The sequence below is a fragment of the Paenibacillus sp. PCH8 genome, assembly GCF_002968835.1.
Taxonomy (GTDB): Bacteria; Bacillota; Bacilli; order Paenibacillales; family Paenibacillaceae; genus Paenibacillus.
On record NZ_PKQK01000001.1, the window covers coordinates 2,060,944 to 2,075,659 of the forward strand.

A 14,716-nucleotide genomic window follows, 5' to 3' on the forward strand; every position below is an offset into this window, starting at 1 on the left:
GCATCCTAGCACTCAGAATCATTAAATAAAGTAAACTATGTATCTAGCAAAAGGAGTGGGTTCGTATGCGCATTCGCAAAGCCATTATTCCAGCTGCCGGTCTCGGTACCCGGTTCTTGCCTGCTACCAAGGCGATGCCGAAGGAAATGCTGCCCATCGTGGACAAGCCGACGATCCAGTACATTATTGAAGAAGCCGTAGCTTCAGGCATCGAGGATATTATTATCGTAACGGGTAAAGGGAAACGGGCCATCGAGGATCACTTCGACTATTCTTTTGAGCTGGAGCAGAATCTGGCGGGTAAACAGAAATGGGACTTGCTGAACGAAGTTCGCAAACCCTCGGAGATGGCAGATATCCATTATATCCGTCAAAAGGAACCCAAGGGACTTGGTCACGCCATCTGGTGCGCCCGCAAGTTTATTGGAAACGAACCGTTTGCTGTCCTGTTAGGGGACGACATTGTGGAAGCGGACCATCCCTGCCTGAAGCAGATGATCGAAGTTTACGATGAATTGCAATCTCCGATCGTTGGCGTGAAGCCTGTCGATTGGAACGAGGTATCTCGATACGGAATTGTGGACGGAGAACTGGTATCTCGCGCCGAAGATCGGGTGTACCGCGCCCGGCGTTTAATCGAGAAACCGAAGACAGAAGACTCCCCGTCTAACTTGGCCATTATGGGGCGTTACATCTTAACACCGGATATCTTCGAGATTCTGGGTCAACAATCTGTTGGGGTGGGCGGAGAAATTCAGCTTACTGACGCGTTGTCCCGATTGAATGAACAGCGGCAGATTCTTGCTTATCACTTTGAGGGGCTCCGTCATGATGTCGGTGAGAAGCTGGGCTTTATTGAGACATCGATTCACTACGCATTACAGCGCCCGGATCTGAGGAAAGATCTCCTAAAGTATTTGGAACAGGTCCTAAAGGATCAATAAATAGTTTTCCGCTTGCCATTGAAGCCCAGCCGATGAATGATATCGCGGCTGGGCTTTGATTTACTTATATAGAGCATGAAATATCAGGATTATACAGGCCAATGAACAAACACATACCCGACACTTTACATATACATAGTCAATATGAATAAATGCTGTAAAGCAGCAGAACGGAGGGATGACATGAAGTTAATTCCGCTGTTTATGGATGGTGCAGTGATACTGGAACCCAAGGTTTATGGCGATCATCGTGGATATTTTATGGAGAGTTATAATGAACAGGTATTGCACGAGAATGGAATACAACATGTCTTTGTTCAGGACAATCAATCCTTGTCGGCAGAAGCAGGTGTTCTGCGGGGACTCCATTACCAGCTTCATCCCAAAGCTCAGACCAAACTGGTGAGAGTGATCTCCGGGGCCATATACGATGTAATTGTAGATGTTCGTGCTTCTTCGCCTACCTTTGGACAATGGAAAAGTGTCATACTGAGTGAGCATAATCAGCGCCAGTTGCTTGTCCCCCAAGGATTTGCTCATGGTTTCTGCACCTTGGTGCCGAATACACAGGTGACCTATAAAGTGGATGCGTATTATTCTCCTGAACATGATCGTGGCGTTCTGTGGAACGATCCCGCGCTCGCCATCGATTGGCCTGTTACGGAACCTATATTATCGGCGAAGGATCAGAAGCACCCCGTATTGAAAGCTGCCGAGCTGAATTTTGATTAACAATAGACTTCTCAGGTACTTCCTGTATCTGAAAGGCAGAGGGAGAGAGACAGCATGAAATTACTGGTTACAGGTGGGGCTGGCTTCATTGGCAGCAACTTTGTGTTATATATGCTTCGTGAACATCCGAATGTTGAAATTATCAACGTCGATGCCTTAACGTATGCAGGGAATCTGGAGAACTTGCAAACGGTAGAGTCCGACCCGAGATATACATTTGTCAAAGCCGATATTGCAGATGTACAGCAGATGGAAGCTGTTTTCTCTCAAGGCATCGATGTGGTTGTGAATTTCGCTGCTGAATCTCATGTGGATCGCAGTATTCTGTCTCCGGATATATTTGTCCGTACCAATGTGCTTGGAACGCAGGTGCTGCTAGATGCGGCGAAAAAAGTTCAAGTTACCAAATTCGTTCAGGTATCGACAGATGAGGTGTATGGCTCCCTTGGTGCAACAGGTTTATTTACTGAAGCTACACCTTTGATGCCCAATAGCCCTTACTCTGCGAGTAAAGCTGGCGGAGATTTGCTTGTAAGAGCCTATCATGAAACGTTTGGACTTCCTGTTAACATTACACGCTGCTCGAACAACTACGGACCTTTGCAGTTCCCGGAGAAACTGATTCCGCTAATTATATCCCGTGCACTGAATGATGATGCTATCCCTGTATATGGTGACGGGCTCAATATTCGTGACTGGCTGTACGTCGAAGATCACTGTAGTGCGATTGATCTGGTCATCCATAATGGACAATCGGGAGAGGTATACAACATTGGTGGCAATAATGAACGTACCAATATATATATTGTGCAGACTGTTCTGGAGCAATTGGGCAAGCCAGCGAGTTTGATTCAATATGTACAGGACCGGTTGGGACATGATCGGCGTTATGGTATCGACCCTACCAAGATACGTACAGAGCTCGGCTGGCAACCGTCGTACAACTTTGAGACAGGGATTCAGGAGACCATTCAGTGGTATCTGAAGCATCAGGACTGGATGGCGAGAATCCAATCGGGCACATACCAGGACTATGTTCAGCAACAGTATGGTGAGCGGCTGGGTGATTCATCCCAATGAGTTATAGAGTTATGGTGACTGGGGCGGCTGGACAGCTGGGGCATGATGTGGTGAAAAGCTTTCAGGCAGAGGGGCATCAGATATTAGCCTGTGACAGGGATCAGATGGACATTACCGATCAACAGCAATGCACAGAGTTGATAGCCACGTTCCAACCCCACCTTATTGTACACTGCGCGGCTTACACGGCGGTTGATCAGGCTGAAGTGGATGAGGATACGGCATACACAGTTAATGCATCAGGCACCAGAAATATTGCGGTTGCAGCAGAGCGTGTGGGAGCGAAGCTGGTGTATATCAGTACTGATTACGTATTTGACGGGAGAGGGAGCAGACCTTACCAGGAGTACGATGTAACGAATCCCCAGAGTGTATATGGCAAGTCCAAGCTTGTTGGGGAACGGCTGGTTCAGAGTCTGTGTACACGATGGTTCATTGTACGAACCTCTTGGGTGTTTGGCGTACATGGTAGTAATTTTGTCCAAACCATGCTGGAACTTCTGGAGAAGCGCCCACAACTGCAAGTCGTTCATGATCAACAAGGTTCCCCCACCTACACGGTAGATCTAGCACAGCTTGTATACACCCTCTCCTTAACTGAAAAATATGGAATCTACCATGTATCCAATTCGGGAATCTGCACGTGGTATGAGTTTGCACAAGCGATTGGCGAAGAAGCCGTTAAGCAAGGCAGGTTCAAGCAACCAGCTGAACTTATACCTTGTACAACCGATCAATTCCCTCGTCCCGCCCCTCGTCCTGCTTACTCGGTTATGGATCAACTGGCAATCCGGACGAACGGATTGAAGCCCATGAGACCTTGGCGAGAGGCATTAATCGCTTTCCTAAACGAGTTGAGTGTGAAGCAAGGGAATTGAATCAGGCTTATGATTAACAATTCATTATTACACCAATCCATCAATTAACAGCTGCCTCCAGGCGGCTGTTTTTGTTTTATATCTCTTCAATTAGGGTAGTTAGCTATCAAATAAGGTAAACACACGACCCTCCTCATTACTATAAATGTAACCTGCTCATTCCCTATTAACCCACCTAAGGATGTGAACACCATATGAAACGCATTGCCGCCGTTTTGACACTACTTATCGTTACCGTGGGCACACTCTTTTTTGCCTATGACAGTCAGAGTGAGGAACAACGCGACGATTTCACGGCTTATCGGCTGATTGCCCATGCGATGGGCAGTATCCGTGATCAACCCTATACGAACGCCTATGAAGCAATGATTGCCAATTATGAGAAAGGAACACGTGTATTTGAGATCGACTTTATGTTGACCTCCGATCGTGTAGCTGTAGCCCGCCATGAATGGACTGCCAATATGAGCAAAATGCTCGGGCAGGACGAGGAGCTTCCGGAGGATAAACAAGCCGAGGCGCTGACACATGATGAATTCATGAATACACCGATTCTGGGTATGTATCAACCCATGGATGCCGATGGCATTATGGATGTATTGTCCAAGTATCCGGATATGTATATCGTAACCGACACCAAAGAACAGAAGGATGAGGATATTCAGCAGGTACTGAAATCATTGGTGAATGCAGCCAGGAAATATGACCCTACCATTCTGGATCGGGTTGTTGTGCAGATTTATAACGAACCCATGCTTGAAACAGTGAAAGAAGTGTATGCGTTCCCTTCTATAATCTATACCTTATATGCCACACAGGATTCGGAAGATCAGGTTGTTGAATTTGTGCAAAATAATGATGTGGATGCCGTAACCATGCCGGAATATAAAGTGAACCAGAACTTTGTTGCCAGGCTGAACAGTGCAGGCGCTGTCACCTATGTGCATACTATCAATGACACCGAGCAGGTCGCTAACTATGAGAAATGGGGCGTATACGGCGTATACTCTGACGTGTTAACTGAACAGGAACTGGATGAGATGAACACCCGGTTTGCCTGGAAACCATAAGTTGTTGTTCTTTTATGGGTCACATCGTAATCCAAATCACAGGCATTTCCACACCAGAACAGGGAAATGTCTGTGATTTTATGTTCCCCTTTTATACGAACATTGACACCTACTGTCTGCTGACTTAGACTGAGTTTACAAGCTTTTTAGGATGCAGAAGAACCTCTGGAGGAATGTTCGTTGATAGACATGATCAAGCAGTGGAGACATGTATTTAAGCTCGACCCGGACAGGGAAATAACGGATGACGCACTCGACTTGATCTGCATGTCGGGAACCGATTCGATTATCGTTGGCGGCTCTTCCGGAATTACCTATGATAATACGGTAGACCTGATGTCCCGTGTTCGTCGCTATGAATTGCCCTGTGTGCTTGAAGTATCTGATCTGGAGGCGGTTGTGCCCGGATTTGACGGATATCTGATCCCGCTTGTCCTGAATGCAACCGATAGCAAGTGGATGATTGGACATCACCAGCAAGCTATAGAGCGCTACGGTTATCTCATCCCATGGGACCTGCTGATTGCCGAAGGTTATATTGTGCTCAATGCTGACTCTACGGTAGCCCGAATGACCGGAGCTGATACGGAACTGACCACTGAGGCTGTGGCTGCATATGCTCAGGCTGCGGAACGCCTGCTCAATCTGCCCATAGTATATGTGGAGTACAGCGGTACTTTTGGAGATATGGAGCTGGTTGGTGACACACACAGACAACTGGAGCGAGCGCATCTTATCTATGGCGGCGGAATTGACACCCTGGAGAAAGCAGAGCAAGCTTCCAAGGTGGCAGACACGGTCGTTGTGGGAAACATAGTGTACAGCGATTTGCAGAGGGCACTGGAGACGGTACAAGCTGTCAAGCCATCCGTTTAATCGGTTTAGTTTACCATTCCCCCATTTATCCCTCATGATCTGTTAAAATAGAACTTTGCCCTTACTAATTAAGCGATTGGTATACAAGAGTTGTGTTTACACAGAAACGAAGTGTTCTCTCTTGTATTTTACTACCCTTAAATATAAGTCAAACTAATTTTCACACGAGAATGAAGAGGGCAGAAATAAGCTGGAGAAGCGGAGCGTTCGCCTTTATTCACGGATTTTCACCATTTACTAAGCCATTCGTATAGAGAACTATGTTTACACAGAAACGGAGAGTGCAGAAGCAATCTGAAGAAACGAAGTGCTCGTATTTATCACCGGATTTCCCCTTGGATAAAGGGAATCAAAAAATCTGGGGATAACGACGATCGGAAGATGCTGCTGTAATCGAAGTCCAAGTGTAATGGATAGATCAGTTATACCAACCAACCAACGAAAGGAGCATGCATGCATGCAACCTGTAAATATACATGATGCCGTAGCACGGCTTAACACCCCTCAACGGCAAGCCGTCGAGGCGACGGATGGTCCGCTGCTGATTATGGCCGGGGCGGGCTCGGGCAAGACCCGGGTGCTGACACACCGGATTGCCTACCTTATTGCAACACGGAAAGCACCTCCGTGGGGAATTCTAGCGATTACTTTTACGAACAAAGCCGCTCGGGAGATGCAGGACCGGGTATCCCAACTCGTTGGTGGCCCCAAGGCCGCGACATTTGGGTATCTACATTCCACTCCATGTGCGTACGTATTCTACGCCGTGACATCGAACGGATCGGATTCACCTCCAACTTTAGCATTCTGGACTCATCGGACCAATTATCGGTCATTCGTAGCTGTATGAAGGATCAGAATATCGATACCAAAAAGTTTGAACCGAAAGCAGTTCAGTCCATGATGAGCACGGCCAAGAATGAATTGATTAGTCCAGAGCAATATGAGAAGCAAGCAGGCGACTATTTTGAGGGTATTGTGGCGAAGGTATATACGATGTACCAGAGACGGTTAAGAGCCAATAACTCTCTCGACTTTGACGATCTCATTATGCAGACTATTCAACTGTTCAAGGAAGTGCCGGAAGTCCTCGACTTTTACCAAAAGAAATTCCAGTACATTCATGTCGATGAATATCAGGATACGAACCGTGCACAGTACATGCTGTGTAACATGCTCGCGGATAGTCATCACCGCATCTGCGTTGTAGGGGATAGTGACCAATCCATCTATCGCTGGCGTGGAGCAGATATCAGCAACATCCTGAATTTCGAGAAAGACTACCCTGAAGCGAGTACGATTCTGCTGGAGCAGAACTATCGTTCTACTTCCAATATCCTGAATGCAGCGAATGAAGTGATCGGCCTGAATACAGGGCGTAAACCTAAGAAACTGTGGACGGACAAAGAGGGTGGTTCGAAAATCAAGGTGTACCGTGCCGATTCCGAACATGATGAGGGGTACTTTGTAACCTCTGAGATTAGTAAAAATGTGAAGAACGGCAAATCCTATCAGAACCATGCTATTTTGTATCGTACCAACGCCCAGTCCCGGGTTATAGAGGAAATTCTGATCAAGTCTGATATTCCGTATCAGATTGTCGGCGGCATCAAGTTCTATGATCGTAAAGAGATCAAGGACATTCTGGCATATCTACGCGTGTTATCTAACCCCGACGATGATATCAGCCTCACCCGGATTATTAATGTGCCTAAACGAAGCATTGGTGATACAACGGTAGCGAAGCTCGCGGCTGCGGCAGGAGAGCGTGGAATTTCTATTTTCCGAGTGCTTCAGGTTGTGGACGATCTTGGATTTGCAGGCCGTACACGAAATGCGCTGGTGGAGTTCTATGATATGATCGCTGCGCTGCACCAGATGGTGGAGTATCTGTCGGTAACCGAACTTACCGAGAAAATCCTTGAGATGAGTCAATATCGCCTTGAGATGCAAAATGAAAATACACTCGAATCTCGTGCACGGCTAGAGAACATTGATGAGTTCCTATCGGTAACGATGGAATTTGAGAAAAATAATGAAGACAAAACGCTCATTTCGTTCCTCACCGATCTCGCATTGATTGCAGATATCGACAGCATGAACGATGACGAAGAAGATCAGAGCGATGCCGTTACCCTGATGACGATGCACAGTGCCAAGGGGCTGGAGTTCCCGGTTGTCTTTATTGTGGGTATGGAGGAAGGTGTCTTCCCGCATAGCCGGGCCTTTATGGACAACGAAGAGTTGGAGGAAGAACGCCGACTTGCTTATGTAGGGATTACCCGTGCGGAAGAGCAATTATTCCTGTCGTGTGCCCAGATGCGGACGTTGTTTGGACGTACAACAGCGAACCCGCCTTCCCGCTTCCTGGATGAAATTCCGGATGAGCTTAAAGAAGACACCTCTATTGCTCGTGATCGTTACCGCCGTGGCAGTAGCGCAGGAGGTTCATATGGTGGCCGTGGACTTGGCTCCAGTGGGGGAAGCAACTTTGGAGGTAGTGGTGGCACCAAGCTCTTCGATCACCAAAGCAAGAGTGGTTCATCTGCTACCGCATCTACACCAACTTCCCGTGTGACCACAAGTGTCTCTCGCCCAACATATGCTACGCCATCATCTGCCGCAAAGCCCGCAGCTTCCAATAGTGAAGTAGGCTTCAACGCAGGAGACAAAGTACAGCATGGCAAGTGGGGGATAGGTACAATTGTTGCGGTAAAAGGTACCGGTGATGATACCGAACTGCAGATTGCCTTCCCGGCTCCGGTTGGTGTGAAACGTCTGCTCGCCGGATTCGCCCCTATTACGAAAGTAGAATAATTTTTTGAACGAACGTTGGTTTGCCTGATGTTCGTTCTACATATATAGATGAAATTAACGGAGGGATGGCCCTGTATGGACCCGATGCACCGGATGGAGCAACTCGTTACCGAGCTGAATCAGCATAATTATCAGTATTACACGATGGATCAACCACAGATCAGTGATAAGGAGTATGACATTCTATACGATGAACTGGTTACGCTGGAACAGGAGAGCGGCATGGTTCTGCCGGATTCCCCGACACAGCGTGTAGGTGGCGAACTGCTCAAGGGTTTTACTCCGCATCGTCATTTATCCTCATTATGGAGTCTGGACAAAGCTCAGAATATAGAGCAACTGCGTAACTGGAATACCCGTGTACTGAAACTGATTAATGACTATAACACTAAAAATCCGGATACACCGTTACCGGAACCTGGCTATGTCATTGAGCTGAAATTTGATGGATTGACGCTCAATCTGACGTATACCAACGGTGAACTGGTTCAGGCTTCTACGCGTGGTAACGGTACAGTGGGTGAAGGGATTCTGGCACAGGTTAGAACAATCAGATCTGTTCCGCTCAAGATTCCGTATATCGGCGGCACAATTGAAGTACAGGGCGAAGGCATCATGAATCTGTCTGTCCTGAATCGATATAATGAGACAGCAGCAGACCCGCTCAAGAATGCTCGTAATGCAGCAGCAGGAGCACTGCGCAACCTGAACCCGAAAGCGACTGCCGAGCGGAAGTTGAATGCTTATTTTTATAACGTAGGGTATTCGGATGACATTCAGTTTGCTGATCATCAGCAGATGATGGACTTCCTGCGCGAGAATCGTTTCAAAGTGAATCCATCCATTACCTACTTCCATGAGTTTGAGGATGTGATGGAGCAACTGGCTGCCATTCAGGAGAACCGGGGTCAACTGGACTATCTGATTGATGGAGCTGTTATCAAGATCACGGACATGCGCACCCGCGAGGTGCTGGGTTACACCGACAAATTCCCTCGCTGGGCGGTCGCCTATAAATTTGAGGCAGAAGAGACGACGACTGTGCTCAACGAAGTAGTCTGGAATGTGGGCCGTACCGGCAAAGTGACTCCCCTTGCGCGGGTAGAGCCTGTTGAACTTGCCGGAGTAACCGTACAGAACTGCACCTTGAACAATGTCGGCGATATCGAACGCAAGAATCTGAAGTTCGCCTTGGGCGCACACGTCTTTATCCGTCGCTCCAATGACGTTATTCCTGAAATTCTGGGCAAGGTGACGGAAGAAAACGATGGTGAAGAGATTGTGTTCCCTGAGCAGTGTCCTGCATGCGGCTTCCCACTCGAGCAGCGCGGAGCACATCTGTTCTGTAACAACAGACTGGCTTGTAAACCGCAGACGGTAGCCCGTATTTCCCATTTTGCCTCCCGTGATGCCATGGACATTGAAACGTTCAGTGAGAAAACAGCGATTCAGCTGTACGATGAATTGAATGTGCGTGAGCCAGCGGACTTGTATACGTTGCAATTTGATGATCTGGTGAAGCTGGAGCGGTTTGGCGAAAAGAAAGCAAACAACCTTCTCGCTGCGCTGGAGCTCAGTAAAGATCGTGACCTGGCTTCGTTCTTATACTCACTGGGTATTCCGAACACAGGTAAATCCACCACACGTATGCTAGCCGATCATTACCGTGATCTGCACGCCATTATGAATGCAACCGTAGAAGAACTGGTTGAACTACCAGACGTCGGGGGCATTGTGGCTGAGAGTATCGTGACCTTCTTTGCCGATCCATTTACCCAGGCTGCGATTGAGAAAATGCTGAATCTGGGTGTGAAGGCTCAAGCACCTGAGGCACCGGTTGTTGTTGTGGAGGATTCCTTCTTCAGTGGCAAAACGGTTGTCCTGACCGGTACCCTGCATCAACTTACACGTGAAGAGGCGACGCAACGATTAGAATCGCTTGGAGCGAAGGTGACAGGCAGTGTATCGAAAAAGACAGATCTGGTTATTGCCGGAGAGAAGGCAGGCAGCAAATTGGCCAAAGCCCATGATCTCGGCATTCCTACGATTGAGGATGAGGACGAACTTGTACGTTTGTTGAATACGCAAGATTAATTGCTTTGCCTTAATTAGTGTGGTGTTACTAATAAGAAAACCCCGAGGACACGAATACGTGATCGGGGGCTTTTCTATTTATTCGTATTTATTTTTCACAATAAATGGTGTTCAACCTACCTGAGTCAATCCTCATCCACTGATATCAGGGAAACGCTGAGATGCGCCTGTGAGCCAAGCATCCTTGTCGTATCCGCGCTCTTCCCAGTAACCAATATGTTCGCTTTCGATGAGTTCAATACGATTCAACCATTTCACTGATTTATAAGCATACATCTGAGGAATGACGAGTCGCACCGGACCGCCCAGATCTGCGGGGATGGGTTTGCCATCGTGCATGACAGCGACCATAATATCATCCATCTGAGCCTGATCCATCGTGATGGCATCCGTATACACACCATCTCCGGAATAAAACTTTACACTATGTGCTCCCGGTTTTACCCCGGCCTGTTTCAAGAGCTGTTTAAGAGAAATACCTTCCCAGGTATTCTTATAGACGGACCAACCAGTCACACAATGAAAATCACTGACCTGTACACTACGCGTGAGCTTTACGAACTGTTCCCAGTTCCATACCTGTGCCCGCTCAACCAATCCGTCAATCCGGAAAGACCAGTTATCGTTGGAAAAGGAAGGGATAGGCGTAACCGTATATACGCGAAAATGACCTTCGGCCCCTCCCCCAATTGGAGGTGATGAGGCAGATAACGGTTGTGGCAAAGGGACCATCCGGTTAGGGTCGTTCTCCAACATACTGTCGATACTGTTATCTATCTTGAGATTTCGTCCCACCCAGGATACGAATGTAGGACCGATAGTTACAGCAAGGCCAATGCCCACAGCAGAACGGATAAAAGCTCGCCGTGTGTATACCGGTTGGGGCTTCTCCATTGGTTTGATCGGAGACTCTTTGGAACTGCGACTGAGCTCAGGAGCAGATATAGCCGTCACTGTAGTGTTTTCATCCGATGTTGTGACAGGTGAATCCATTGCATTGGGCGTTCGAGATGAAATTGCTTCGAATTTCACTGCCCGGCGTGCAGGGTCCTTTAACCATTTGGTGCGCGTAATCGAGTGGTATATGATATAAGGCAAACCCACCCAGGTCAGCAGGTCATGAATCAGGAGTGCAGCATTCGACCAACGTGGCCCAGCAAGTTTGAATTGCCATAACACAATACCCGAGAGAAGCCAGCCCATCAGCAACGCAAGAACGATAATGGTGTTTGCCCTCTGCCAAGGTCTGTTACGAAGTTGCTTCCAGTGCTTGCCGGCCAAAATCAAGTAGTACACCACGGGTGCCAGCATAGCTAACCCAACGAAAATATGTAGCCATTTTAACCATACACGTCCGATTCCAAGAATCTCACGCCAGAAGCCACCAACCAACATAAGACCCGAGATCGCGAGAATTACAACAATCCAGGCATTCCACGCATGGATGGATACCAGTTTTTTACCGTATCCTTTGCGGATATTATTCAACCATTGTTTCAAGTTCGATCACCCCATCCAGGTTAGTGAGTATTGAGTTTATTTTAATCCTTGATATGTAAGACCCAGACAGTAAATGGAGTGCATTATTTGAGTGAAGGTTCACGCGGGATGACAGCCTAGAGATTGTTGGCTATTTATAGAGCAGGTAAACTTGAATCACAAATCCCTATCCCTACAACTATATACACGTATTATAGAGTTTTTGGATCACTTTCATCAAACCGATAGGAGGTAACGCTTGTTATAATGAAGAAACCTCTGGCTAAACAGAGTGTTAGCTCTCCTGTATATGCATAGAAAAGGGAGTGATTAGGAAGGAATGATCTGCCTCTATAATAATAAAGCACCAACTACAGTATGTTCCAATCGTGCATCACATAACGTGTCGGATAGGGGATCAGTCTAGGTGTAGTTAGTGAAGAATATTACTATTTCCAGGTTATATATTAAAAGTGCTTGCTATATAAATAACAACATGATATATTATTTCTTGTCGCCTCGAACGAATGATTGTCGTAATCATTTGAACGGTGATGAAAAAAATGTTGACAGTTAGTTAGTTAACATGATAAGATAAATTTCCTGTCTGGTTGACATTCATCAACAAAAACAGACATACAAGTTCCTTGAAAACTGAACAAATGGATAGTAACTTATGATTTACAATGAATCGTCAGATTCAAAATGAGCATATCGCTCTTTTCAAATACTTGAGATGATTTTTATAGCGTCTAACCATGCTACTGAAATTCATCTTTTATTGGAGAGTTTGATCCTGGCTCAGGACGAACGCTGGCGGCATGCCTAATACATGCAAGTCGAGCGGAGTTGATAGGAAGCTTGCTTCCTTGATACTTAGCGGCGGACGGGTGAGTAACACGTAGGCAACCTGCCCTCAAGTTTGGGACAACTACCGGAAACGGTAGCTAATACCGAATAATTTTTTTCTTCACCTGAAGAGAACTGGAAAGACGGAGCAATCTGTCACTTGGGGATGGGCCTGCGGCGCATTAGCTAGTTGGTGAGGTAATGGCTCACCAAGGCGACGATGCGTAGCCGACCTGAGAGGGTGATCGGCCACACTGGGACTGAGACACGGCCCAGACTCCTACGGGAGGCAGCAGTAGGGAATCTTCCGCAATGGGCGAAAGCCTGACGGAGCAATGCCGCGTGAGTGATGAAGGTTTTCGGATCGTAAAGCTCTGTTGCCAGGGAAGAACGCTTGGGAGAGTAACTGCTCTCAAGGTGACGGTACCTGAGAAGAAAGCCCCGGCTAACTACGTGCCAGCAGCCGCGGTAATACGTAGGGGGCAAGCGTTGTCCGGAATTATTGGGCGTAAAGCGCGCGCAGGCGGTCATTTAAGTCTGGTGTTTAATCCCGGGGCTCAACCCCGGATCGCACTGGAAACTGGGTGACTTGAGTGCAGAAGAGGAGAGTGGAATTCCACGTGTAGCGGTGAAATGCGTAGATATGTGGAGGAACACCAGTGGCGAAGGCGACTCTCTGGGCTGTAACTGACGCTGAGGCGCGAAAGCGTGGGGAGCAAACAGGATTAGATACCCTGGTAGTCCACGCCGTAAACGATGAGTGCTAGGTGTTAGGGGTTTCGATACCCTTGGTGCCGAAGTTAACACATTAAGCACTCCGCCTGGGGAGTACGGTCGCAAGACTGAAACTCAAAGGAATTGACGGGGACCCGCACAAGCAGTGGAGTATGTGGTTTAATTCGAAGCAACGCGAAGAACCTTACCAGGTCTTGACATCCCTCTGATCGATGCAGAGATGTATCTTTCCTTCGGGACAGAGGAGACAGGTGGTGCATGGTTGTCGTCAGCTCGTGTCGTGAGATGTTGGGTTAAGTCCCGCAACGAGCGCAACCCTTATATTTAGTTGCCAGCACATCATGGTGGGCACTCTAGATAGACTGCCGGTGACAAACCGGAGGAAGGTGGGGATGACGTCAAATCATCATGCCCCTTATGACCTGGGCTACACACGTACTACAATGGCCAGTACAACGGGCTGCGAAATCGCGAGATGGAGCCAATCCCAACAAAGCTGGTCTCAGTTCGGATTGCAGGCTGCAACTCGCCTGCATGAAGTCGGAATTGCTAGTAATCGCGGATCAGCATGCCGCGGTGAATACGTTCCCGGGTCTTGTACACACCGCCCGTCACACCACGAGAGTTTATAACACCCGAAGTCGGTGGGGTAACCGCAAGGAGCCAGCCGCCGAAGGTGGGATAGATGATTGGGGTGAAGTCGTAACAAGGTAGCCGTATCGGAAGGTGCGGCTGGATCACCTCCTTTCTATGGAGAATCGTTTCCCGAGTGGAAACATTCAAATAAGCAGGTTCTTTAGAACCTGCATAGCGATTCATTTCGATTTATCACTTCATGTGTTAGTTGAAATGAAGAGCACAAATTAGTTACTTATCCATTTGTTCAGTTTTGATGGAATTTGAGGGGCCATAGCTCAGCTGGGAGAGCGCCTGCCTTGCAAGCAGGAGGTCAGCGGTTCGATCCCGCTTGGCTCCACCAAACAATTCTGTCTATTTGTCTTGTTCTTTGAAAACTAGATATCGAAACGAAATTTTGCGAATTAGAACATTCCTTTAAGGGATGATTGTTGTTCGGTTCAAGTAACCGATCAACAATCATCCTAGCTGATCTTGTGTAAACAAGTGAAGTGTTTATAAGGTAGATTGCATGAGCGAGTGATCG

8 protein-coding genes, 1 tRNA gene, 1 rRNA gene and 1 pseudogene are annotated in these 14,716 nt (G+C 47.5%); 10 read left to right on the plus strand and 1 reads right to left on the minus strand.

The window, feature by feature from the left end; translation table 11 throughout:
• Window positions 1–65 precede the first annotated feature (65 nt).
• From galU to ligA, 8 genes and pseudogenes are all read left to right on the plus strand, one after another.
• On the plus strand, window positions 66–944 hold the full coding sequence (gene galU / locus C0Q44_RS08855; RefSeq protein WP_105406931.1) for a UTP--glucose-1-phosphate uridylyltransferase GalU: 879 nt from the start codon (window positions 66–68) through the stop codon (window positions 942–944).
• 183 nt (window positions 945–1,127) lie between these two features.
• Window positions 1,128–1,676 carry a dTDP-4-dehydrorhamnose 3,5-epimerase gene (rfbC, locus tag C0Q44_RS08860; RefSeq protein WP_105406932.1) on the plus strand — a complete coding sequence of 183 codons (549 nt, stop codon included), beginning with the start codon at window positions 1,128–1,130 and terminating at the stop codon, window positions 1,674–1,676.
• Between the two features lie 54 nt (window positions 1,677–1,730).
• Window positions 1,731–2,756, plus strand: a complete 1,026-nt coding sequence (gene rfbB, locus C0Q44_RS08865; RefSeq protein ID WP_105406933.1) for a dTDP-glucose 4,6-dehydratase — start codon at window positions 1,731–1,733, stop codon at window positions 2,754–2,756.
• A complete protein-coding gene (gene rfbD, locus C0Q44_RS08870; protein WP_105406934.1) occupies window positions 2,753–3,634 on the plus strand; it encodes a dTDP-4-dehydrorhamnose reductase in 882 nt (293 codons plus the stop codon). Before rfbB ends, rfbD begins: the two co-directional genes overlap by 4 nt.
• A gap of 194 nt (window positions 3,635–3,828) precedes the next feature.
• Window positions 3,829–4,704, plus strand: a complete 876-nt coding sequence (locus C0Q44_RS08875; protein WP_105406935.1) for a phosphatidylinositol-specific phospholipase C/glycerophosphodiester phosphodiesterase family protein — start codon at window positions 3,829–3,831, stop codon at window positions 4,702–4,704.
• A gap of 189 nt (window positions 4,705–4,893) precedes the next feature.
• Window positions 4,894–5,580 carry a heptaprenylglyceryl phosphate synthase gene (gene pcrB / locus C0Q44_RS08880; protein ID WP_374955095.1) on the plus strand — a complete coding sequence of 229 codons (687 nt, stop codon included), beginning with the start codon at window positions 4,894–4,896 and terminating at the stop codon, window positions 5,578–5,580.
• Between the two features lie 457 nt (window positions 5,581–6,037).
• A pseudogene (gene pcrA, locus C0Q44_RS08885) lies at window positions 6,038–8,397 on the plus strand (DNA helicase PcrA).
• Between the two features lie 75 nt (window positions 8,398–8,472).
• Window positions 8,473–10,491: an NAD-dependent DNA ligase LigA gene (gene ligA, locus C0Q44_RS08890; protein ID WP_105406937.1), complete on the plus strand. Its 2,019-nt coding sequence runs from the start codon at window positions 8,473–8,475 to the stop codon at window positions 10,489–10,491.
• A 132-nt stretch (window positions 10,492–10,623) separates the two neighbouring features.
• Here the strand turns inward: ligA and C0Q44_RS08895 are convergent, their stop codons facing one another.
• The gene (locus tag C0Q44_RS08895) at window positions 10,624–11,991 is read right to left on the minus strand and encodes a molybdopterin-dependent oxidoreductase (protein ID WP_105406938.1); all 1,368 of its coding nucleotides are present in this window, start codon (window positions 11,989–11,991) and stop codon (window positions 10,624–10,626) included.
• Window positions 11,992–12,748: 757 nt separating this feature from the next.
• Here C0Q44_RS08895 and C0Q44_RS08900 point away from each other — a divergent pair.
• Window positions 12,749–14,302, plus strand: a 16S ribosomal RNA gene (locus C0Q44_RS08900).
• Window positions 14,303–14,457: 155 nt separating this feature from the next.
• Window positions 14,458–14,533, plus strand: a tRNA-Ala gene (locus C0Q44_RS08905).
• The last annotated feature ends 183 nt before the right edge of the window (window positions 14,534–14,716 follow it).

Bases quoted from the DNA above. Each gene is read 5' to 3' on its own strand.
- pcrB (WP_374955095.1), top strand. From the start codon at position 4,894: ATGATCAAGCAGTGGAGACATGTATTTAAGCTCGACCCGGACAGGGAA.
- rfbB (WP_105406933.1), top strand. From the start codon at position 1,731: ATGAAATTACTGGTTACAGGTGGGGCTGGCTTCATTGGCAGCAACTTT.
- C0Q44_RS08875 (WP_105406935.1), top strand. From the start codon at position 3,829: ATGAAACGCATTGCCGCCGTTTTGACACTACTTATCGTTACCGTGGGC.
- rfbD (WP_105406934.1), top strand. From the start codon at position 2,753: ATGAGTTATAGAGTTATGGTGACTGGGGCGGCTGGACAGCTGGGGCAT.
- ligA (WP_105406937.1), top strand. From the start codon at position 8,473: ATGGACCCGATGCACCGGATGGAGCAACTCGTTACCGAGCTGAATCAG.
- galU (WP_105406931.1), top strand. From the start codon at position 66: ATGCGCATTCGCAAAGCCATTATTCCAGCTGCCGGTCTCGGTACCCGG.
- rfbC (WP_105406932.1), top strand. From the start codon at position 1,128: ATGAAGTTAATTCCGCTGTTTATGGATGGTGCAGTGATACTGGAACCC.